This window comes from uncultured Peptoniphilus sp. (assembly GCF_946998875.1).
Lineage (GTDB): Bacteria > Bacillota > Clostridia > Tissierellales > Peptoniphilaceae > Peptoniphilus_A.
Map to the genome: position 1 here is coordinate 127,276 of NZ_CAMQAY010000002.1, position 21,947 is coordinate 149,222.

Annotated in this window: 19 protein-coding genes; 2 read left to right on the forward strand and 17 right to left on the reverse strand. The window is 32.9% G+C overall.

Annotation, left to right across the window (positions count from 1 at the left end):
* From purN to Q0U74_RS01875, 9 genes are all read right to left on the reverse strand, one after another.
* Complete coding sequence (gene purN, locus Q0U74_RS01835) at positions 1 to 603, reverse strand: phosphoribosylglycinamide formyltransferase (RefSeq protein WP_297392396.1); 603 nt, start codon at positions 601 to 603, stop codon at positions 1 to 3.
* A complete protein-coding gene (purM, locus tag Q0U74_RS01840) occupies positions 587 to 1,618 on the reverse strand; it encodes a phosphoribosylformylglycinamidine cyclo-ligase (protein WP_297392398.1) in 1,032 nt (343 codons plus the stop codon). Before purM ends, purN begins: the two co-directional genes overlap by 17 nt.
* An 11-nt stretch (positions 1,619 to 1,629) precedes the next feature.
* Positions 1,630 to 2,106, reverse strand: coding sequence for a 5-(carboxyamino)imidazole ribonucleotide mutase (purE, locus tag Q0U74_RS01845; protein WP_297392399.1), 477 nt, complete (start codon positions 2,104 to 2,106; stop codon positions 1,630 to 1,632).
* A 9-nt stretch (positions 2,107 to 2,115) separates the two neighbouring features.
* Entirely contained in the window at positions 2,116 to 2,796 is a 681-nt protein-coding gene (locus Q0U74_RS01850; RefSeq protein WP_297392401.1) for a phosphoribosylaminoimidazolesuccinocarboxamide synthase, read from the reverse strand.
* 452 nt (positions 2,797 to 3,248) lie between these two features.
* Positions 3,249 to 5,465 (reverse strand): choice-of-anchor I family protein, encoded by a 2,217-nt coding sequence (locus tag Q0U74_RS01855; protein WP_297392403.1) that lies wholly within the window; start codon positions 5,463 to 5,465, stop codon positions 3,249 to 3,251.
* 126 nt (positions 5,466 to 5,591) lie between these two features.
* Positions 5,592 to 7,733, reverse strand: a complete 2,142-nt coding sequence (gene ppk1, locus Q0U74_RS01860; protein ID WP_297392405.1) for a polyphosphate kinase 1 — start codon at positions 7,731 to 7,733, stop codon at positions 5,592 to 5,594.
* A complete protein-coding gene (locus Q0U74_RS01865) occupies positions 7,711 to 8,628 on the reverse strand; it encodes a phosphatase (RefSeq protein WP_297392408.1) in 918 nt (305 codons plus the stop codon). The genes ppk1 and Q0U74_RS01865 overlap by 23 nt, the downstream gene beginning before the upstream one ends.
* 139 nt (positions 8,629 to 8,767) lie before the next feature.
* Positions 8,768 to 9,547, reverse strand: a complete 780-nt coding sequence (locus Q0U74_RS01870) for an inositol monophosphatase family protein (RefSeq protein WP_297392410.1) — start codon at positions 9,545 to 9,547, stop codon at positions 8,768 to 8,770.
* Positions 9,548 to 9,558: 11 nt separating this feature from the next.
* On the reverse strand, positions 9,559 to 12,450 hold the full coding sequence (locus tag Q0U74_RS01875) for an insulinase family protein (RefSeq protein WP_297392412.1): 2,892 nt from the start codon (positions 12,448 to 12,450) through the stop codon (positions 9,559 to 9,561).
* 98 nt (positions 12,451 to 12,548) lie between these two features.
* Here Q0U74_RS01875 and Q0U74_RS01880 point away from each other — a divergent pair, with 98 nt between their 5' ends.
* Positions 12,549 to 14,066, forward strand: a complete 1,518-nt coding sequence (locus tag Q0U74_RS01880) for an oleate hydratase (protein WP_297392414.1) — start codon at positions 12,549 to 12,551, stop codon at positions 14,064 to 14,066.
* Between the two features lie 36 nt (positions 14,067 to 14,102).
* Here Q0U74_RS01880 and tsaD read toward each other — a convergent pair whose 3' ends face one another.
* The 7 genes from tsaD to Q0U74_RS01915 form a co-directional block, all read right to left on the reverse strand.
* Positions 14,103 to 15,101 carry a tRNA (adenosine(37)-N6)-threonylcarbamoyltransferase complex transferase subunit TsaD gene (gene tsaD, locus Q0U74_RS01885; protein WP_297392415.1) on the reverse strand — a complete coding sequence of 333 codons (999 nt, stop codon included), beginning with the start codon at positions 15,099 to 15,101 and terminating at the stop codon, positions 14,103 to 14,105.
* 4 nt (positions 15,102 to 15,105) lie between these two features.
* Positions 15,106 to 15,540 carry a ribosomal protein S18-alanine N-acetyltransferase gene (rimI, locus tag Q0U74_RS01890; RefSeq protein WP_297392416.1) on the reverse strand — a complete coding sequence of 145 codons (435 nt, stop codon included), beginning with the start codon at positions 15,538 to 15,540 and terminating at the stop codon, positions 15,106 to 15,108.
* Positions 15,512 to 16,186 carry a tRNA (adenosine(37)-N6)-threonylcarbamoyltransferase complex dimerization subunit type 1 TsaB gene (gene tsaB, locus Q0U74_RS01895; RefSeq protein ID WP_297392417.1) on the reverse strand — a complete coding sequence of 225 codons (675 nt, stop codon included), beginning with the start codon at positions 16,184 to 16,186 and terminating at the stop codon, positions 15,512 to 15,514. Before tsaB ends, rimI begins: the two co-directional genes overlap by 29 nt.
* The gene (gene tsaE / locus Q0U74_RS01900; protein ID WP_297392418.1) at positions 16,167 to 16,625 is read right to left on the reverse strand and encodes a tRNA (adenosine(37)-N6)-threonylcarbamoyltransferase complex ATPase subunit type 1 TsaE; all 459 of its coding nucleotides are present in this window, start codon (positions 16,623 to 16,625) and stop codon (positions 16,167 to 16,169) included. Before tsaE ends, tsaB begins: the two co-directional genes overlap by 20 nt.
* Complete coding sequence (locus Q0U74_RS01905; protein WP_297392419.1) at positions 16,609 to 17,142, reverse strand: nitroreductase family protein; 534 nt, start codon at positions 17,140 to 17,142, stop codon at positions 16,609 to 16,611. The genes tsaE and Q0U74_RS01905 overlap by 17 nt, the downstream gene beginning before the upstream one ends.
* Before the next feature lie 82 nt (positions 17,143 to 17,224).
* Positions 17,225 to 19,468: a DUF3160 domain-containing protein gene (locus Q0U74_RS01910; protein ID WP_297392420.1), complete on the reverse strand. Its 2,244-nt coding sequence runs from the start codon at positions 19,466 to 19,468 to the stop codon at positions 17,225 to 17,227.
* Complete coding sequence (locus Q0U74_RS01915) at positions 19,459 to 20,058, reverse strand: hypothetical protein (protein WP_297392421.1); 600 nt, start codon at positions 20,056 to 20,058, stop codon at positions 19,459 to 19,461. The genes Q0U74_RS01910 and Q0U74_RS01915 overlap by 10 nt, the downstream gene beginning before the upstream one ends.
* Positions 20,059 to 20,152: 94 nt before the next feature.
* Between Q0U74_RS01915 and Q0U74_RS01920 the strand changes: the two genes are divergently transcribed.
* Positions 20,153 to 20,725, forward strand: coding sequence for a xanthine phosphoribosyltransferase (locus Q0U74_RS01920; RefSeq protein WP_297392422.1), 573 nt, complete (start codon positions 20,153 to 20,155; stop codon positions 20,723 to 20,725).
* A gap of 96 nt (positions 20,726 to 20,821) precedes the next feature.
* On the opposite strand, the gene Q0U74_RS01925 is transcribed toward Q0U74_RS01920, so the two are convergent.
* The gene (locus Q0U74_RS01925) at positions 20,822 to 21,946 is read right to left on the reverse strand and encodes a toxic anion resistance protein (protein ID WP_297392423.1); all 1,125 of its coding nucleotides are present in this window, start codon (positions 21,944 to 21,946) and stop codon (positions 20,822 to 20,824) included.
* Between the last annotated feature and the right edge of the window lies 1 nt (position 21,947).

The window sequence follows — 21,947 nt, forward strand, 5'->3', positions numbered from 1 at the left end:
CTAACCTCCAATCACAACTTTTCCATTAACAACTTTTAACTTATCTTCGCAAAAATATTTTACAGAAAGAGGCAAAATTTCGTGCTCAATCTTTAAGACCTTTGCTTGAAGTTCTTCAGGAGTTTCGTCTCCCACTTCAGTAATTTTTTGCATGATAATAGGACCTTCATCTGCACCTTCATTTACAAAATGAGTAGTGGCACCAGTGTATTTTACACCTTTTTTGATGACGGCCTCATGAACCTTTAATCCATAATAACCCCTGCCACAAAAGGCAGGGATTAATGATGGATGAATATTTATTATTTTATTTTCATAAATTTTAGTAATTTTTTCTGGCAAGATTTTTAAATATCCTGCGAGAACAATTAAGTCAATTTTATTTTCAGATAAAGTGCTTATAAGTTTTTCGTCGTCTTTTATTACAAGGCCCTTTATGCCTGCATTTTTTGCACGAGTAAGTCCATAAGCATCTTCTCTATTAGAAATGACAATTTTTATATTTCCATTGATATAATTATTTTTTGTATTGTCAATGATGGCTTGAAGATTTGTGCCACCACCTGAAATTAAAACTGCAATATTTTTAGAAGCTAAGTTCAATTTTATCTTCTCCAGCTACAACTTTTCCAAGTTCATAAAGCTTTAAGTCGCTATCTTTAAAGAAATCAAGGACTTTATCTCTATCATCTTCTTTAACAACAAAAGTAAGTCCAACTCCCATGTTAAAAGTAGAATACATATCTTTATCTTTAAGATCTGCCCACTTCTTTAGAAGTTTAAAAATTTCTGGAGTTTCTACAACAGATACGTCAACTTTTGCACAAAGTCCATCTGGAATCATTCTTGGAATGTTTTCGTAAAAACCGCCGCCAGTTATGTGGCTCATGCCCTTGATGTCAACAACTTTTAGTAGTTCGAGAATTTCCTTTACATAAATTCTAGTTGGCTTTAAAAGTTCTTCTCCAAGTGTTGAGTCTAGTTCATCAAATTTTTCGCTTAAATCAAATTTGCAGTGGTCAAAAACAATTTTTCTTACAAGAGAATATCCATTGGAGTGAATTCCATTAGAAGAAAGTCCAAAAATTAGGTCTCCCTCTTTTATGCCTGAGCCGTCAATAATTTTATCTTTATCAACAATACCAACTGCAAAGCCTGCAAGGTCATATTGGTCTTCTTGATAAACTCCTGGCATTTCTGCAGTTTCCCCACCAATAAGTGAAGCAGAAGACTGAATACAACCTTCAGCAACACCCTTTACGATTTCTTCCATTTTTTCAGGAACTAATTTGCCTGTAGCAATGTAGTCCAGGAAGAAAAGTGGTCTTGCACCTTGACACAAAATGTCATTTACACACATAGCAACACAGTCAATACCAATAGTATCGTGCTTGTTAAGCTTGTGAGCCAAAATAACCTTTGTGCCAACTCCATCAGTTCCACTTACAAGAACTGGATTCTTAATTTCACTTAAATCTAAATTGAAAAGACCTGAAAAACCGCCAAGGGATGATAAAACATCCTTTGACTGAGTTTTCGCAACAATACTTTTAATTAATTCAACTTCTCTTTGACCGGCATCAACATCTACGCCTGCGTCCTTATAATTAATTGCCATCTCCGCTCCTTTTATCCTTCGTAAACATAATCGGTGTTTGCAATTTTTTCTGACATGTCAGATCTAAATTTCTTTAACTTTTCCTTTAAATTATCATTGGAAATAGCTAAAATTTCTGCTGCTAAAATTGCAGCATTTTCTCCACCATTTATTGCAACAGTAGCAACTGGTACTCCGCTTGGCATTTGAACAGTGGAAAGAAGTGCATCAAGTCCGTCAAGAGTAGAACTCTTAACAGGAACTCCAATGACTGGTCTAGTTGTAAGAGCTGCAATTACACCACCAAGGTGAGCAGCTTTTCCTGCAATTGAGATGAAAACTTGGCTTTCATCTTCAGCATTTTTAACATATTCTTGCAACTGATTTAAGGCTCTGTGAGCAGAAATTACTTTGGCGTCATACTCAATTCCAAATTCCATTAATTTTGCAACGATTTTATCTGCAATTTCTCTGTCAGAAATTGAACCCATAATAATTGATACTCTCATTTTTACTCCTTAAATATTTAAATATTTTGAAACATCAAGTGGTTTTACATATTCGCCATCTTTATAAGCTCTCATGTTTCCACCACTAACTTCGTCAATTAATACGATTTCGTCAGAACCTTCAAGTCTACCATATTCAAATTTGATATCGTAAAGATCAAGTCCACTTTCAGCTAAAATATCTTTAACAACTTTAGCAATTTTCTTATTCATTTCAACAATCTTGTCATAATCTTCAACTTTTAAAATACCTAGAACAGCAAGACCTTCTCTTGTAATTAGAGGATCATCTCTTCCATCATCCTTTAATGTTATTTCTGTATATTCAGGAAGATCTTGACCTTCTTCAACATATAGACCATATCTCTTGTAGAAAGAACCTACTGCTTTGAATCTTGTAATAACTTCAAGACCCTTACCAAAAACTTTTGCTCTTTTTACTTCCATTAAATTATTATCAACATCTGCAGAAATGTAGTGAGTGTTAATACCAGCTTCTTTAATTCTTTCGAAGAAGTATTTTGTAACTTTTAAGCACTCTTTTCCTGCACCTTCAATACTACCAGCTACTTGGTTTCCACCAGTATCAAAAACTCCGTCAGTTCCTGTCATATCATCCTTAAATTGTAGATAACATCTTCCATTTTCTTCTAAAACATTCTTAGTTTTTCCTTGGTAAATAGTCTTCATAATTTCCTCCAGTAAAATAAAATAAAGCCCAAAGAGGCAGATTTTGTAAAACCTACCCCTCTGGGCTTTTTTCCCTAAGGTGTGATACTTAAAAAAGTACCCGTGCCGCTCGGTCCTTGGCAAAGCCCGGATCCCTAGGCACACTTTCACTCAAAATATGAGCCTCTTAGATATTATCAATTTAATATTTAATTGTCAATAGTTTTTCAAAACTAATTAAGCTACTGACACCTTTTAATGTAACAAATAGAATTGCCTTAATTTTAATGAAAAACTGTATATTTTATAAAAATTTTGAGTAATATAATTGTAAAAAAGATTTTTGCAAGCTTTTTATTAGGTAAGAAATTTTGCTAGAGAAAAATATAAATATATACAATATTTTTAGGCATCACAAAAAAAACTCCCAGAAATTAAATCCTAGGAGTTTTTTAGAGTAAATTTTACTAAGTTTATTTTATGTCTTTTAAAGTTATTGACCTTTCAAGATTATTCCACTCAATATTTTGTTCCATTCCATCTTCTGTATTTCCATTAGTAAGATTAAAGGCTTTGGAAATATTTGTAAGAGGAAGAAGAATTCTATCATTTACAATTTTAACCTTTGCATAAAGTTCTTCCTTCTCTCCATTTACTTCTATTTCTGATGAATCGATATAAACTTTAACTAATCTTCCTTCCTTAATGAATGTAGCAAGCCTTGCATCTTCATCCCACTTAACTTCTGCTCCCAAAATTTCAGCAATTACTCTCATAGGAAGAAGTGTCCTGTCATTTTCAATTATTGGTGCCACATCAATTTTTATTTCATTGTCGTCACTTCCACTAATAACTAGATAGAAATCTTTGTTAATAAAGAACTTGTATTGCTTTTCATGAATATTTTTATTTTTCTTTTCTTCAATAGATTTTTTCTCTTGAGTAAAACTTCTTATTACTGGATAATTTTTTTCCCTGTGATCTCTAAAAATTAAATTATCAAAGTTTTCATTATTTAAATGAGCATTATCTTCGATTCTTGTCCAAGGAATTTCAATCTTATCATTACCTTTATTTTCATCTTCTTGATAATCAAACTCAATCACCTGTACTGTGCCTGAAACTTCATTTGCCACTAAGACTAGAGGTTTACCCGTTGGAGAGTCCTCTTTTTCTATGGCACAAAGACCTTCAGGTCCAATATTTCCTCTTTCTTCAAGTCCAACTTCTTCTCCATCTTCTACAGACTTCACAAAAATTCTGTTGTTAAAATAATCTTTATAAACTGGATTTGTTGGGTCTGTGATGTCGTAAATCATAATGCCAGAAATTCTTTCAAGACCGATTATTGCATAAGTCTTATCTTTTATTTTTAGGACTTCAACATTTTCTGGTTCAGGACCCTTTTTATTTGACCTTGCATCTAATTCATCTGGACCTTTATCCTCGTCGTTACTTGTATTAAAGAAATCAGGAAATTTTCTCGCTGTGATTTTTTCAAAGTCTGAGCCAGAGTTGTAAACTCTTGTCAAATCACTTGCATCATAAATTGAAAAAGATCTGCCACCTAGAAGATAAATTTTATTTTCGTCTAGTCCATCCGTCTTATCATTATCGAGGTATTCAGTTTTCTTGTCAGCCTTTTTGTCAAACTTTTTAGATTTTGTGTTTTCGTATTTATTTTTCTTTTTGCCCCATTCCCTTGCATCGCCTTCATTGGCAGTTAATATATAATCTTTTCCATTCTTTGATAGAAAGGCAATTCCATCTGGCATTGGAGTTCCTAGGAAATTATCATTTTTTATGTCAATTTTTGCATTTTTACCCTTTCCCCTAACTGCATCTATTTCATTGCCCTCTGCACTGTGATCAATAAAGCCAAGACCCTTTACATAATTAATATTTCCACTTTCAATATCAATTGAAGCTATGGCATTATTTTCTTGAAGTGATACAAAAGCAGTCTTATTATCATCAGAAATAGCAATATATTCTGGCTCAAGGTCTTCTACTGGATTTGAATCTTTCTTTAAAAGAAGACCGTCTTTTAAAGCTTTATCTCTAGTAATATTAAATTCAACTTTATTTGTACTTTTACCTTCAACATTAATAATTGTTACGCTGCCCTTGGGGTCAATTCCATTATCATAACCTTCTCTTGGCTCACCTTCATCTGCAGATAAAACATACCTTCCGTCCTTATTGAAGGTTACCATGTCTGGTTGAACTCCACACTCATAAGCTTCCTTATAATTTCCATCTTTATCTAGTATTACTATGTGACCATTATTTTTGTAATCTTCATCTTGCACTGCAACAGCAAGAAGTTTTTTTTCATCGGAATAAGAAACTGAGGTCATATCTCCTACATTTATATCTTGACCTTTTAAGACATCTCCTATATTTATTCTCTTCTTACACTCTGTACTTCCATCACTATTAATTTTTACAAGGTCAATGCTTTGTGTCACACCACTTACTACATAAAAAATTTTATCATCTTTATTGTAAGTCACAATTTCAGCAACTCCACCATCTGCATTTGCTCTTCCCACTGAATAAGAAGAAAGCTCTCTTACAAATCCTCTGTCGCTATCATTTTTTTGATAAGTTTCTGCAGCAAAGGCAGGTACAAATAAGGACATACATGTTAGAGAAATAAGTCCTAACTTTAAAATAATTTTTTTCATAAATGCCTCCAATACTAATACCTAAATGGTATAAGAGAAATGTATAAAGTTTTATAAAAGATAGTAAATTATTAGTAAAAAAACTTCTAGGATGTGCCTAGAAGTCCAATATTAATTTATGAATTTTTATTTTTTAAAAATTTTTAATAATTTGCCAAAGAAAGATTCTTCTTTCTTTTCTTTATTTACAACTTTTTCTTTTTCTTCAACTATTTTTTCGACCTTACTTTTTGCAGCAAAATTTTTCTCTTCAGCTTCCATTACAAAATATTTTTGAGACGAAAATTCTTCCTCATCTTTTTTTATTTTTTCGTATTCACCACTGCTATTCATAAGTCTTTCACTGACATTGTCCTCCATTTGGACTTGCAAATATTTTAAAATTCTTTCTTTAATTTCTGAATCTAGGATTGGGGTAGCTATTTCCACCCTGTTCTCTGTATTTCTAGTCATCAAGTCTGCTGAAGAAATATACATCACTGGATTTTCTTTTCCAAAGACATATACCCTTGGATGTTCCAAGAACCTTCCAACGATTGATCTAATCCTTATGTTTTCGCTTTGACCTTTAATGCCAGGAAGTAGACAAGAAATTCCCCTGATTATTAAATCTACTTTGACTCCCTTTTGTGAAGCTTCGATAAATTTATCGATAAAGTCCTTATCAGTTAGGGAATTAAATTTGCAGAGGATGTATCCATCTTCCCCTTTTGCAATTTCGCTTTCCACATGATGCATTAAGCCAGTCTTTAATGTAGTTGGGGACTGCAAGAGGTGCATATACTTGCCGTCTAGATTTCCTATGGACATATTTTTGAAAAAGTCTGTAGCATCAAGACCAATCTCTGGGCTTGCAGTCATTAGTGAAAAGTCAGTGTATTGTTTTGCAGTTGACTCGTTATAATTTCCTGTGCCAATTTGTGTGATGTAAGTCAAATTTTCTGTCTTAGGATTCCTAAAGGTTATTAGGCAAATTTTTGAGTGCATCTTGTACTTGTTAAAGCCATAAATAATATTGCAGCCTTCTTCATAGAGTATATTGGCATAATTTATATTTGATTCTTCATCAAACCTTGCCTTTAATTCTACAAAAACTGTAACTTCCTTGCCATTCTGTGCCGCTTCTGTCAAGTATCTTACAACTTTTGAATTTTTTGCAAGCCTATAAATTGTAATTTTTATAGATTTACAGTCAGGATCATTGGCTGCTTCCTTTAATAGGCTTAAAAAAGTATCCATGCTTTCATAAGGATAGGATAAAATTCTATCTTTATGCCTTACATCATCAATAACACTTATCGTAAAGTCAGCTGGATTAAATTGAATAAAATCTTCATACAAGAGTTTAGACTTTATTGCCTGTGGAATTTCATCAATTAAGCTAAAAACATATTTCATATTGAGAGGTGACTCAAGAGGAAAGTAAGCATCTTCAGTCAGTTCAATTTTTTCTAGCAAAAAGCTGAGAGCCTGCTTGGAAAGCTTTCCTTCTGATTCAAGTCTTACAACATTAAGTCTCTTTCTCTTCTTTAATATGCTCTTCATGTATTCTGTGTAGTCGTCAAACTCTTCCCAAGTGTCTCTGTCATCGACAAAGTCAGTGTTTCTAGTTGCCTTAATTATGTTCTTTGATAAAATTTTATATTCTTTAAAAATTTGATCAATTTGATTTAAAATAATTTCTTCCATCAAAATATATTCTACATTTTCACCAGGAAGAAGTAAGTATTTTGGATAAGTATTCCTTACAGGAACTATTCCAAAGACCTTTTCTTTGTTCTTTTCAAGATGAGCAAAGGCATATAACTTAGTGTTTTCTAAAAAAGGAAAGGGATGATTTAAGTCAACAATTTGAGGAGACACCAATTGGTCAATTCTCTTCATGTAAAAATCTTCCACAAACTTTTTTTGCTCTAAATTTAAATCACTGTATTTTAACTTTTTGATGTTGGACTTTTCTAAACTTTCGCTTACATTTTTAAAAATTTCATCTTTTTCTCTGTACATTTCTGGCAAGGCCTTTAAAATTGCATTAATTTGCTCTTCTGCACTCATGCCAGTTTTGTTGTCTTTAACCTCTTTTTTTAGAGAAGAGAGATCGTGAAGAGAGCCCACCCTCACCATGAAAAATTCATCTAAATTTGAAACAAAAATGCTGACGAATTTTAATTTTTCAAGGTCTGGTACCCTTTCTTCAGTTGCTTCCAATAAAACTCTCTCGTTAAATCTGAGCCAGGACAGCTCTCTATTTTGAAAATAAGATTTCATTATTACCTTCCAATACTTTATAAATTAAATAACCTTCTCTAAGACCATTGTCAGAAACTTGGATTTCATTTATTCCAAGTTTTTCCATTACAGTTTTTAAAATAATGATGCCAGGTATTAAGGTGTGTATTCGGGCAGGATTAATCCTAATAATGGACCTAATAGTCTCAGTGTTCCTATCATTAATTAGATCAAGGAGCTTGTAGATATCCTTTAGAGTAAAATGTTCTTCATCTGAAGACCACAAATCTGCAATTACCTTACCAGTTGTTCTTATAGTTCCACCTATTCCTATTAACTTATTTGATTTAGCAGAAAAATGTGAAGAATTAATTTCTCTTATTACAGCCTTTTCAATTGAACGAATTTCACTTTTCTTTGGCAAAATTCTTGATACATTTTCTCCAAAAAGAAGCAGTGAGCCTGTCTTTAAGTTGATAAACTCTTGAGGTCCATCTACTTCGAAATAAACTATTTCTGTGCTGGCACCACCAATATCAATAGTAACTCCTCTATCTACTCTAATTTCACTTCTTATGCCCACATTGCCAAGGAAGGCTTCGTCAACTTGCTCCAAGACATCAATGTCAATATCTAAATCCTTTTTTACTTCTTCTAGGACTTCTTCAGTGTTTTCCAAATTTCTAAGTGAAGCCGTTGCAAAGGGCGAAAAAGTGTCCACATTTAGTTCTAGGACAATATTTTTTATGCTGGAAAGAGTCTTAATAAGTTTTTTTATTCCCTTGCCAGAAAGCTCGCCATCGTGCACATAACTTATAAGTCCTGCAGTGTACTTCTTGTTTAAAACCTTTTTAAAGTTTTTGCTATTTTCTTTAATATCAAAGACAATAAGCCTTATTGTATTTGAACCTATATCTACTATTGCGTGTCTCATAAATCCCCTCTCAAATATCTTAATCTTAGATTGTAAAATTTTTGTAAAATTAATTTTTATTGTATGTAAATTTTCTTAATTTAATTATATCCACTTTTTTGTCTTTTAAAAAGTAAAAAACACGGCATAAGCCGTGTTATCAATATATAAATCTTTTCAGTTCTTCCACTGCCAGTCTGTTGCCACAAATTATGCCTCCCTGTCTCTCACAGTTTACTTCTTCGCCATGCATATTTATGACAAGACCACCTGCTTCTCTAACTATTAAGCTGCCAGCAGCATAGTCCCAAAGATTTAGGGCATCATCAATAAAGGCATCGTACCTGCCGCAAGCTGCATAACACATCTCTAAGGCAGCAGTCCCAAGCCTTCTTATGCCATTGGTCCTATCAAAAATAAACCTAAGCATTTCAAAGGTCTCATCGGAACGATTCACCCTGCCTCCTCCAGTGCCAGCTCCAATTAAGGTGTCAGAAAAATTTTTATCGCAAGAAACTTTTATTTCCTCTCCATTTAATTTTGCACCTTGACCCTTAATTGCAGAGAAAAATTCATCTCTAAAGGGATCATAAATTGCTCCAATTACTATTTCAAAATTTACCACAAGAGCAAGGCTTATAACAGAGTGATTAAAGCCGTGGACTAAATTTGTTGTGCCATCTACGGGGTCCAAGACCCAGGTGTATTCCTTTAAGTCTTCACTGGACTTGTCCTTTTCTTCTGCCAGAAGGTTGGAGCCTTCAATTAAATTTAAAAGATTTTTTTCTAAAAATTCTTGCACTTCAAAATCAACTTCAGTGACGAAATCATTTCTGCCCTTCATTTCAAAATTATTTTTTGGGTCCAAGTCAAAGAAAATTTTCGATGCCTCTTTCATTAATTTTTCAATTTTTTCTAATATTTTAGGATAATTTAGCATAAATCCTCCAACTATTTAATTGATTTTATTTCCTTAAATAGGTCTCCCTCTTCTCTAATAATACTTTCACTGCCAAAGGCTGCTAGATAATTTTTCTTCATGGCTTCATTAAATATTTTTCCATAGGAATTTAATTTTTCTACCTTAGTTTCCAAGGCTTCCTTTTTAGATTTTTCTATATCTTCTGTTTTGAGACCAGTTATAAATCTTGATAAATTTATATCTCCAATTTGTTCTGGTGATAGGAGTGGGTCAAAGGCATTCATAGAGCCGATGATAAAGTCCTTTAAGTCGACCTCTGACATTTTTAAATTCTCTACAAATTTTCCTATGCTGTCATAAACTTCTACAGTGTTTTTCAAATTTGGGTCTCTGTAAGAGTAGGTTGCCATGTCGCCATTTCTTCCAATGGTAATACCTGCACCGTAGGCTCCTCCCTTTGCCCTAATTTCGTTGTGAAGGTAGGATGAATTTAATATGTTGGCAAGAACTGTAAGGTCTCCTGTGTATTTTATGCCCAGTTCTTCAAGGTCGTAGCCCTTTGACACATAGACTACATTGGAAGTTGTGTAGAATCCCTCATTTTTATTGTCACTTTTAAATTTATATGGGCAAGGCTTTACATTCTTAACTTTTAATTTTTCTATATAATTTTTTAAGTCATACTTAATTTTATTTAAGTCAGAAATATTCCCCGTTGTTGAAATTATTAGATTATCTCTTACAAATAATTTCTTATAAATTTTTTCAGATTCGTTTTCAAATTCTTTCCATCTGTCTTCAAAGTTTTCCACTAAATCTCTCATGAAGTCATAATAATCAAGTCCCCCTAGGTGAGATTGGAGGTCTGCAACCCTTGAGTAGTATGATTTTAAAATTGAAATTATAAATTGATGTCCATTTTGTAACATTGTGGACTCAACTCTTGACTTCAACATGTTTAAAAGTTCCTTAATTCTCTTTTTTGAATCAAGAATTGAATTATTCATTATTTCCTCAACTATTTCAAGGCCTCTCTTTACATTATCTGCAGTAGATTTCATCTTGATGTTCATTCTAAGAGAATATTTTTCCTTGTCCTTTGAGTCAACATAGACAGTTGGATTAAAGGTAATGCCACCTGTTGATTTATAAATTTCGTTATTTAATTTTTCGTAAGAATAATTTTTCGTGTCAATTAGTCCGATTAAGGATAGAAGAAGAGACATTGTTTCAATTTCATCTTTTTCAATAAAAGAAATATCGTGAGAAATTGTTGTGTAGACAATGCCATTTGTCTCTTGATTAGACTTTAAGTAAAAGACATCTCCAATTTTATCTTCTTCCAATTCATAGTCTGTGACTTTTTCGTCAATGTCAGAAAGTTCAAGAGATGGAATAGTCTTTTTTGCTTCAAGAGAGTCTTCTTGGCTTTGATATTTTTCTAGCTCAAGGCTTTTTTTAATGACTTCTTCCCTTTCTTCCTTAGTCATTTTTTCCTTTAAAGATTTTAGTTTTTCCCTTAATTCTTTTTCTTCTCTTTCATTTTTATCAAGTTCAGGTCTTGCTGATAAATTTACAGAATAATTGTTGTCGATTAACTTTTCCTTGATGTAATTTTCCACGAACTTGTCATCAAGTTTTTCCTTAACTTCAGATAAAACATCGTTGTAATACAAGGCGTCAAGTGGTGACTGGTCGTAAAGCCATGAGTTTAGGGCCCTTATATAATAAATTATTGCCTTTTGTGTGCCGCCGCCTTCTCTAAAGATAAATTCAAATTTATTTAAAGTTGCTTCAAGTAAATCTCTGTCGATTCCATTTTTTACTAAATCTCTTAAAGTTTCCTCTAAAATTTTTAAAAATTCATCTTTTTTATCTGCGTCAGTGTTTTTTAGAACAATGGAAAGGTCAAGTGGAAGTGAAGATGAAGTTTCTGAATAGACATCTTCTGCAAGTCCTGCTTCAAGGATTGCCTTTTTAAGTGGTCCAGCTTGAGCATCAATTAAAAGTTCAGCCAATAAATCGCGCATGAAGACATCCATCTTTGAATCAGCATAGCCAATAGTCCAGCCCTTGGAAAGATAGTCGATTTTTTCCTTCATCTCTTCCTTTGATGCAGAAAAAGTTATCTCAACATCCTCAGTTGCCTTTAATTCATCATTTAAAATTATTTTTGAATTTATTTCTTGTCTATCAAAGTCAGCTAAATAATTTTTGTCTATGAAATCAAGAGCTTCTTCCATATTTTGATTTCCGTAAAGGTAGATGTAAGAATTTGATGGATGATAATATTTTTTGTGATAATTTTTAAATTCTTCATAGGAAAGGCTTGGAATAAGTTTTGGATCGCCACCAGAGTCCACACCATAGGATGAATTTTCGTGTAGATTAAATATCATGGCATCAGATACAATATTTTCTGATGAAGAATAAACTCCCTTCATTTCGTTATAGACAACGCCATTGTATTTTAACTCATCATCTTCACTTTTTAAATCGTAATGCCATCCTTCTTGTAGAAATATTTTTTCTTCTTCATAGATGCTTGGATAAAAAACTGCATCTAAATAGACATCCATTAAGTTATAAAAGTCCTTTTCATTTCTACTTGATACAGGATAAATTGTCTTGTCTGGAAAAGTCATGGCATTTAAAAAAGTTTGTAGTGATGACTTTATTAAATCCATAAAGGGCTCTTTAGTCTTAAACTTTCTTGAACCAGAAAGTACGCAGTGTTCAACAATGTGACAAACTCCATTGCCCCTTTCAGGTGGTGTCCTAAAACCAATACCAAAGGCCTTGTTCTCGTCATTATTTTCCAGTGTCAACACTTTTGCGCCAGTTTTTATATGAGAATAGACTTTGCAATTTGATGCAACTTCGTCTATATATTTTTCTTCGATTAATTTATAATTTTTCAAGTTAATCCCTCCAGTCCTTATTATACTTGTAAAAAAACAATTTAACAAATTGAATTAAGTCTTGTAAAAATTGGGTAAAACTAAAAAGAGGTGAGATTATGTCAAGAAAAGATGACATCAAAAAACTAGCTATTGCAGCTGCAACAATTTCTGCTGCCATTTTTGCTGCAAAAAAAGTTTCCGATGATGAAGTAAAAGTCTTAATGCCTAATCGCGATGAAAACTCAAAAGCTTACTTACTTGGCGACGGCTTTGGAAATTTAGCCCTTGCCTACGCCCTTATAAATCATGCAAACTTAGAGCCACTTAATATAAATATTTACACTAAAAACTTTAATGAATTTGTAAAAATAAAGGAAGGCGAAAATAATTATCCAACCTTTGACAATAGATTTTCAGAATTTAATTTTAAAAACACCTATGAGGTTTTGAAAAATATTTTAGATGAAGGTGAGGTAAATAAAATCTCTGAAAAAATTGCAAAAAAAGAAAAGCCCATGCTTTTAGACTTGTCATTAAATAAATTTTCTAAAGTTTTAGAAGTTGATGAAGCAAGCAAAAAGAAATTATACAAGCTAATGCTAGCTCCCATGAACTTAGATGATAAAACTTCCCTTGAACAATATTTTTTATTCACTGACTTTTTAAATTCAAATTTATTTTATTATTTGGCTAGCATCTACAACCTAAAATCAACTTCTCCTAGTCATGAATTAAAGGAAGCTTTATTAGATTTTATAGGCTCAGAATCTTATTTTGATATGGATACAGATAGAATTTATAAATTTTTAAGGGACTATTTAATTGAGCTTGGCGTAAACTTTTATGACGAGTATAAGTTTATAGACTTCAATGCTAAAGATAATTATGTAGATAAACTAACTTTTGAAAAGAATGAGCAAGTTGAAGAAGTTTTAACTGATTTAAAGGACATTATTTCCATTGAATCTCCAACTTATCTGTCAAATTTGGCACTGGGAAACACAACAAAGATTCCAGAGAAAATTTTATCTAGCTATATTTCAAAAAATAATTTTTCTTCACAAAATATTTACAAGGAAATCCAAGGAAAGACCACTGACTCTTCAATTTTATTTGTCAATTTAGAATTTTCTGATGACTCCTTTATAAAGAAGTTAAAGAAAAATTTGCAAGATAATGATTTTTTCATCTTCAAAGTAAAGTCTGGCATCTCTGCAAAAATTATTGGCAATGAGGTCATTTTAAAAATTTTAAATCCAAATAAAAATTCCATTTTCGTAGGTGATGCCTTTAAGGCTTTAAATGGCGAGGATTTCTTCTTCGAAGTAATTAAAATGTTTAACTTAGAAGAGAATTACGCAGATTTAAGATTTAATTTAAAAAATGTAGGCATTTCAGTTTTTGAAAACTACAAAAAAATCCCTGGAGAAAGTTACAAGAGAAATGTAAATAAAATTTGCAATTTATTCTTCATCTCTTCAAAAAATTCTGACTTTGGAGAACTTTATTCTGTAGAAAAACTAGTGCAAGAGGGCATAAAAAATGCCCACGACATCATGGGCATTGACCACTTAGAAGTTTTTGAAAATAATCTTTCTAAGATGGAAATTTTAAAATTTATAAATAATTTATAAAGAGTGCAGAGATGCACTTTTTATTTTTTTGCAAAATTACTTTAAACCTAAGTTAGGATTTGCAAAATTTTCTTCATCGACTTTTCCTGCCATATATTCGTAATAAGCAGCTGATGCAATCATGGCTGCATTGTCCGTGCAAAGTTTAAGTTCAGGATAGGAAATTTTTATATTTTCTTCTCTTCCCCTTTCTTCAAAGGCCTCTCTAATTCTTGAGTTGGCAGAAACTCCGCCGCAGAGAACAATTTTATCCATATCCTTTTCCCTTGCAAGTCTAAAGGATTTTTCAAGAAGGACATCAACTACTGCCTCTTGGAAGGACTTGCACACATCTTCTGTGACAATTTTTTCGCCACGAAGCCTTGTGCTATTCAAATAATTTAGGACGGCTGTCTTAAGTCCGCTAAAGGAAAAATTGTAATTGTCTTCCTTAATCATAACTCTTGGAAATTCTATAGTCTCTTTTCCATTTTTTGCAAGAGCATCAATTAGTGGCCCTCCTGGATAGGCAAGTCCAAGGGATCTTGCAACCTTATCAAAGGCTTCTCCCACTGCATCGTCAACAGTTCTTCCATGAAGCCTAAAGTCAACATAGTCCTTAACTTCAATTAAATAAGTGTGACCACCAGAAATAATTAGGCCAATAAAGGGCGGCTCTAAATCCTTAAAGGAAATATAATTGGCACATACATGACCAACTATGTGGTTAACTCCAACAAAGGGCTTGCCTGTAGCAAGTGCAAGAGCCTTCCCTGCACTAAGTCCAACTAAAAGTGCACCAATAAGACCTGGTCCCTTTGTAGCTGCAATAATATCTATATCTTCTAGCTTTACGCCCGCCTGGTCAAGTCCTTCCTTTAAGACTGTATTTATAGCCTCAACATGTTGTCTTGATGCAATTTCAGGCACAACTCCGCCAAATTTTTTGTGAGTGTCAATTTGGGATGCAATTACATTTGAATAAACTTCGCGACCATCTTTCACGACGGCAACTGAAGTTTCATCGCATGATGATTCCACTGCCAAAACTTTCATCTCATCACTCCCTCCACATTATATAGGCATCTCTGTCAATGCCGTAATAATTTTTTCTAATTCCTGATATTTTAAAATTATATTTTCTGTATAAATTAATTGCAATTTTATTTTTCTCTGCAACTTCTAAAGTTATTTTTAATTTCTCCTCGTCTGCTTTTTTTGTCAAAAAATCAAAAAGGTCAAGAGAAATTTTTTGTCCCCTGTATTCACTTCTCACAGCAACATTTGCTATGTGAATCTCATCGAAGACTATCATGTAGCTTATGTAGCCTACTATGATTCCATCGACTTCAGTTATTACTATGTCCTGCAAGTCATCATTGATAATGGAATTTTCTATGGCATTTTTTGACCAAGGAAAGTCGAAGTTTGCTGCTTCAATTTCATAGATTCCATCTACATCATTTTTATTTGCCAGTTTCGTTATTCTTTTCATATTGTGCTTCTGCCTGAGAAATTTTCAAATAATTAGGAACTAAATTAAAGGCGTCCATAGGACCATTTTTTTTGTAATCTATTAGACCCAGCCTTGCAATGTTTGAGCCCCTCATTGCCTTATTTTTTGACAATTTGCCATTACTAATTTCTCCAATAAATTTATCTCCATCAAGTCCTGCAATAGTTATTTCTTGGTATTTTTTGAGTTCATCTTTGAATTTTTCAAAGGATAAAATTTCATCTTCAAATAGAACCTCTGGCTCATCCTCATTTTTTATTATTGAAGCATATACATTGCCACGCCTTGCATCAACTATTGTTGACACAATGCCATAATCTGACATGGAATTTGCAAGAAGAGATGAAACTCCAATTACATCTACATCAAGGGCAAAAGCCATGACCTTGGCTATAGTAATGCCAATTCTTAAACCTGTAAAAGACCCTGGACCTAGACCCACAGCAATTAAATCTATGTCTTCTAGGGTAAATTCAAATTTTTTAAAAATTTCATGAATCATATCTGTTACAGATTCAGAGTGGGCCACGCGACCTGTTAAATTGTAATCGCAAAGGACTTCCTCGTCTTCAATAAGTCCTATTGCCGTTGTCTTTGTAGAAGTGTCAATTCCCAAAACTTTCATTTAATTTCTCCTTCAGCCTTTCAAATCTATTGCCAATAAAAATAATTTCAAGCTCTCTAGTTTCTCCACTTGATGAAATATTTATCTCAATATATTCCTCTGGAAGAGCCTCCTTAATTTTTTCTGCCCATTCCACTATTGTCACGCCATCAGAATAAAAGTATTCATCAAAGCCAAGATAAGCCACATCAACTTTGTCGTCAAGGCGATAGGTATCAATGTGATAGAGGTTAATCTTGCCATAGTATTCATTAACTATGGTAAAAGTTGGGCTAGTTACATAATCATCAATGCCAAGTCCAAGGGCAATGCTCTTCGTGAGAGTAGTCTTTCCTGCTCCCAAGTCTCCGTTGAGGCAAAGAACATCTCCTGACCTTAGGTTTTCTCCCAAAAACCTTCCAAATTTTTCTGTTTCTTTTAAATTATTTAACTTTATCATTGAGATCCTCAAATACATTTTCAGAATATTCAAAGGGAACTTTTTCTGACTTTTCTTCTGCGGGATGACCTATGCCAATTATACATTCCACATCAAACTTGTCCTCTAAGTCAAAAAATTTGTGTAAAAATTCTTGAGCAGAAATTCCTGATTCATGTCTTGCATCAACTACATTAGCCCAAGTTGCACCAAGATCTAAGTCAGCTGCGGCAAGTAAAATAAAAGTTGCAGCTATAGATGCATCTTGATGGTTGGTATTTGCTGCAATTTCTTTGTCTGTAACGACAGCAATGGCAAGATTTGCATTTGCAAGAAACTTAGCCGAATTTTTCTTAAAGTTAGAAAGTTCTTCTAGCCTTTTTTTATCTCGAATTACAATATACCTCACTGGATTTCTATTTTTTGCCGTTGGGGCATGAAGTGCAATAGTTAAAATTTCCCTTAAGTCCTCATCAGAAACTTTTTCGTCAGTAAATTTTCTTATACTTCTTCTCTTTTCAACTAATTCTAAAAGCATATTATCACCTCAAAACATTATAACACATGTTAATTTCAAAATTAAAATTTTGCAAGAAAAAAGAGGGACTAGCCCTCTTTAACTATTCTTTATACAAGCTTTCTTCATAATCTGGTCCATAGCTATCAAATTCTATAGCTTCCTTTTCTTCTGTCACAAGGTCCTTATACCAAGTTGGAAAATCAGTGGCTTCATCATAAACCATCTTTTGCCAATCTTCATCAGTAAGTCTTTCCTTATTTAAAAATTCGTAGTAAGAGAAGGTTGCTCCCCTACCCATGTAAAGTTTTCCTTCATGAGGATAGATTACAAAAATTTCCATTGGCTTGCCTGTTCCAATGCTAAATATTTCATCCTTAGGAAGACCAACGCTATTTTCTACAACTCTCATTAAGTCAACTACTACTGGCATCCTCCTGTCAGTTGCATTTTGGATTTCATACCAATTAGAAATTTGATTTTCGTCAGAAGACTCCACGAAGTCAACCATTAGACTTTCCATTTCTCCGCCAATATATAATAAGTATGATATTTCTTCTCCTGTTAGCGGCTCGTTTTGAAGTTCCTTAATAGAAAAGTCTCTAAACTTCACTACCATAGCTTGGAACTTATTTATTTTTTCTTCATACTTTTCACTTAACATTTGACGATCCTTTAAATTGACCTTTGTAAATTCAAGTAGCCAATTTAATTTTTCGTAAAGCTCAACATTTGGTTCCACATAGGATTTTGGAATTTCTACATCTCCTCCGCCACCCATTTCTGCCATGACAGCCTTGCCATAGAGGACAGTGTCATGTTTTAATTCTGCAAAAGAACCGAGAGCTGATACTAAATCTTTTCTTTCCCAGGCATCATTTCTCATAAACATAGGATAGCCTTCCCCAAATTTTTGGTCATAGGACTTTAACATCCATAGCCAGCCACGATACATATTCTTTTGCCAATCTAAGTCTTCCATTTTTTTCACAGTAGAAATATTTTCTTCTGTCCTTTCCTTGTACTTATCCCAGTGAGAATTATAAGGATCTTCCTTTTGAATTTCCAATGCCTTTTCATTACCAAAGGCAGTCATAAGGTCAAGACCAGAATAAATTGGTCTATCAGATGGCTTGTCATCCCTTGCTATGTCAACTACATTTTGCATAAGGACGCTATCCATAACGGCTCTTTGTGGCATAAATCTAAAAGACTTGCCCAAAAAACCAGCAACTTGTGGGTCTGGATACTCACTTAAAACTTTATAGGCACTACTTAAATTTTTCTCATCATCTAATTTATTGATGTCAAAATCTTTTCCGTAGACTCCATAAAGCGTCCTTGCATACTCTCTTATAGAAAGGTCATCAGCAGATTCAACTAAGAAGTCAATTGGCTCAACTAAATCTTCCCAAGTCTTTAAAATTTCAGGATTTTTATAAATTGAGTGAGTTAAAAGTAGTCCTTGCAAAATACTGTCTTCATCAGGCTTATCATCCTTATCAATAAATAGTCCAACTTGACCAAAGTACATTGTGCCTGAAAAATATTTTTTTAATTCTTCGCTGCGAGTGTAGTGTCCTCTTGGTTTTAGTTGTGAAAAGTCAACGTCCCTTCCACTTATAACAGATTTAGTGACTCCCTCTTGAGATACATTTTTCATTTCTTCGTCAAGAAGAGTCTTTGCTTCTTCTGGCAAATTTTCAGGCTCTTCTCCCAAAAGTTTTAGTCCACTAGCAATAAAGGCAACATTTTTTATTTGTATGTCCCTTAACCTTTCATTTTTTATTTCATTAAAAAGATTTATATTTTCAGCAAGTAATTTTTTATTTAGGTCAATAGATTTTGGATAGAGTTCATCTTTTTCCAAATTTCTCAAAAATCCATCATAAAAAATGTGGAAGATATGAGTTACTGAATCAGTTGTCACAAAACTTGCTAAGTTTTTATACTCGTTGTCTTCATAAATTTGGTGAATTTGGTCAAATTCATAGTTCCATGGTTCTTCCATGTACTCATTGTCTTCTAAATTTTTTGGCTTAGTAATTACAAAGCCATTTTTTAAAAGCATTTCTTTTTGTTTTTCTGTAAATTTTCCAAATTTAGAAAAATTTACAACATTGGAAAAATCTTCAGCTACTTTATAATCTTTCACACTTGGCCTAAAGTCAGAAAGCTTATAGTCAATGTATGTAGTTTTATTTTCCATTTCATCTAAAAATTTTGTATCCTTAAGTTCAATTTTTGCCGCTTCCTTTTCTGGCAAGTTCACTTTATTATTTTTACATCCTGTTAAAAGCGAAAGCCCTATAAGTGAAGCAATAATTATTTTTTTCCTTACTTCCATTTAATTTCATCTCCCTCTAAATATAATTCTCTCTCCCTGCCAGCTATTTCAACTTTTTTCTCCTTATCTAAAAACTTTGGCTCTTCCTTTAAAATCATGCTGCCGTGGTTTCTTTGAAAGGCGAAGTTAGTCCAGTCGTAGACGCCAAATAGAAAATTTCCATCAATATTTTTCTCGATTGAAATAATTTCGTCATAAGAGTCGCCATCAATATCGCACAAATTAAAATCCCTAATAGGATTATAGAGTCTCGAAATTCTAAGTTTTGGCTTTAACTTTCTATTTTTAAAGTCAATATTGTATAAGAAACATCTCTTTGCAAACTTTGGGTCAAAGGGCGTCTTTTTGTAAACGCCAAGTGCAAGCTCCATCTCACCTCCATCAACATTGCATAAATCAACTTTCCAAGGTTTAAGTTCCTCTACATCAATAATAAATTCATTGCCCTTAGCCTTTATTTTTAAATCCCTGCCAAATTTATGGTCCTGAGAAATAATTTCTGCACTTACATCATTAATCTCTATCCTATCTAAAACTATGTCCTTAGAGCAGGCAGACAAAAAAATTAATAATAAAAATATGTACTTCATGTCTTTATTATACCCCAGTAGATATTTTTTAATAAATAATTACTGGTCTTGATTAGTTTATCCTAATGCCTTAAAATAAATCGAGAGGTGTAAAATGAAATTATTAGAAGATAGAATTATAAATGATGGAAGAATTTTAGATGGAAATATAGTAAAGGTAGATTCATTTTTAAATCACCAACTTGACATAAAATTTTTGGATAAGCTTGCTGAAGAAATGGCATCTTATTTTAAAGATAAAAAGATAAATAAAATCCTAACAATTGAAGCAAGTGGCATTGCCCTTGCCACTGTTGCATCAAAACATTTTGACGATGCCATGGTTGTCTTTTGCAAAAAGCAAAAAACTTTAAATATTGGAAATGACGTATATGAATCAAAGGTTGAATCCTTCACTACAAAGAAAAATTATACAATTACAGTTTCTAAAAGATTTTTGTCTCCTGAAGACAACTTGCTTATAATTGATGACTTCTTGGCTGAGGGAAATGCCCTAAAGGGACTAATTGATGTTGCAAATCAAGCAGGGGCAACTATATCCGGAGTATCTGTTGCCATAGAAAAGGGCTTCCAAGAAGGCGGCAAAATTATTAGGGATATGGGCTACGATTTACTTTCCCTTGCCATTATTGATTCAATTGAAGATGGAAAAATAAGCTTTAGATAAATTTTTAAATTTTAAAAAAATTTTATGAAAAAAATTGCCGAGAAGATTTCTTCTCGGCTTTTATAATTTTATTAATTTTTATTTTCAAATTTAAAATTATTTATTGGCAATTTCTATTAGTGAAGACTTTAAGTTTTCTTCAATCTTTCTTAGCTCAAGTGATGCTTCTTCACGCTTCTTGTGGCCTTCAAGCTGAATTTGACGAACTTCATTTAGAGCTGATATAAGTTGGTCATTGGTGTGCTTAATTGTGTCTATGTCAACTATTCCTCTTTCAGAAAGTCTTGCAGTGTCAACTGTAGTTTGCTTTAGGGTCTCTGCATTCTTCTTTAAAAGTTTATTAGTTAAATCAGTTACTTCCTTGGTGCTCTTGGCAGCTTCCTTAGAATGATTTGCACCTAGGGCAATTACCATTTGAGACTTCCAAAGTGGAATGGTATTTACAATTGTTGATTGGATTTTTTCAACCATAACTGTGTTTGAAGATTGGACCATTCTAATTTGTGGCGCCATTTGAATTGAAACCATTCTAGTTAAGTCCAAATCGTGAAGCTTCTTTTCAAACCTACTAATCATATTTACATAATCATTTGCCACTTGTGCATCTACAGGTAGGTTTGTCTCTTGTGCCCTTGCTTGAAGTTTTGGAAGTTCAACATTTGTGGCTTCTTCCAATTTTTTTCTGCCTGCAAGTATGTACATGCTGAGTTCCTTATAATAATTTTCATTTAGCTCATACATTTGGTCTAGCATGGCAATGTCTTTCATTAAAGTTACTTGATGATCTTCAAGTGTCTTTATAATGTTATTTACATTTTTTTCTGCAGAATCATATTTAGTCTTTAAAGAAGTGACATTATTAAGTTGCTTTTTGAAAAATCCAACTAATTTGTTGTCATCTTCATCTACATCAAAGCTCTTTAATTCATTTACCACGCCAGAAAGCAAGTTTCCAACTTCGCCAAGGTCTTTAGTCTTGACACTTTCAAGAGTCTTTTCTGAAAAGTTAGAAATTTTTCTCTGTGCACCAACTCCATATTGGAGGACTATATTTGAATTTGTTATGTCAATGGTCTTTGCAAACTCTTCAACTTGTTTTTCTTCTTCAGGACTTAATCTCACTTCGTTTTTTTCGTCAACTAATTTTATTTCATGCACTTCATTATCCTTATTTAGATCCTCGAAATCATCTGTTAGGGATAATTTTATTTCTTTATCCATT

Excerpts from the sequence above, each read along its gene's own strand:
- purE (WP_297392399.1), bottom strand. The coding sequence starts at position 2,106 with ATGAGAGTATCAATTATTATGGGTTCAATTTCTGACAGAGAAATTGCA.
- Q0U74_RS01925 (WP_297392423.1), bottom strand. The coding sequence starts at position 21,946 with ATGGATAAAGAAATAAAATTATCCCTAACAGATGATTTCGAGGATCTA.
- ppk1 (WP_297392405.1), bottom strand. The coding sequence starts at position 7,733 with ATGAAATCTTATTTTCAAAATAGAGAGCTGTCCTGGCTCAGATTTAAC.
- Q0U74_RS01915 (WP_297392421.1), bottom strand. The coding sequence starts at position 20,058 with ATGAAGTACATATTTTTATTATTAATTTTTTTGTCTGCCTGCTCTAAG.
- Q0U74_RS01905 (WP_297392419.1), bottom strand. The coding sequence starts at position 17,142 with ATGCTTTTAGAATTAGTTGAAAAGAGAAGAAGTATAAGAAAATTTACT.
- Q0U74_RS01850 (WP_297392401.1), bottom strand. The coding sequence starts at position 2,796 with ATGAAGACTATTTACCAAGGAAAAACTAAGAATGTTTTAGAAGAAAAT.
- tsaB (WP_297392417.1), bottom strand. The coding sequence starts at position 16,186 with ATGAAAGTTTTGGGAATTGACACTTCTACAAAGACAACGGCAATAGGA.
- Q0U74_RS01855 (WP_297392403.1), bottom strand. The coding sequence starts at position 5,465 with ATGAAAAAAATTATTTTAAAGTTAGGACTTATTTCTCTAACATGTATG.
- Q0U74_RS01880 (WP_297392414.1), top strand. The coding sequence starts at position 12,549 with ATGTCAAGAAAAGATGACATCAAAAAACTAGCTATTGCAGCTGCAACA.
- purM (WP_297392398.1), bottom strand. The coding sequence starts at position 1,618 with ATGGCAATTAATTATAAGGACGCAGGCGTAGATGTTGATGCCGGTCAA.
- tsaE (WP_297392418.1), bottom strand. The coding sequence starts at position 16,625 with ATGATAAAGTTAAATAATTTAAAAGAAACAGAAAAATTTGGAAGGTTT.
- rimI (WP_297392416.1), bottom strand. The coding sequence starts at position 15,540 with ATGAAAAGAATAACGAAACTGGCAAATAAAAATGATGTAGATGGAATC.
- Q0U74_RS01920 (WP_297392422.1), top strand. The coding sequence starts at position 20,153 with ATGAAATTATTAGAAGATAGAATTATAAATGATGGAAGAATTTTAGAT.
- Q0U74_RS01910 (WP_297392420.1), bottom strand. The coding sequence starts at position 19,468 with ATGGAAGTAAGGAAAAAAATAATTATTGCTTCACTTATAGGGCTTTCG.
- Q0U74_RS01870 (WP_297392410.1), bottom strand. The coding sequence starts at position 9,547 with ATGCTAAATTATCCTAAAATATTAGAAAAAATTGAAAAATTAATGAAA.
- Q0U74_RS01865 (WP_297392408.1), bottom strand. The coding sequence starts at position 8,628 with ATGAGACACGCAATAGTAGATATAGGTTCAAATACAATAAGGCTTATT.
- tsaD (WP_297392415.1), bottom strand. The coding sequence starts at position 15,101 with ATGAAAGTTTTGGCAGTGGAATCATCATGCGATGAAACTTCAGTTGCC.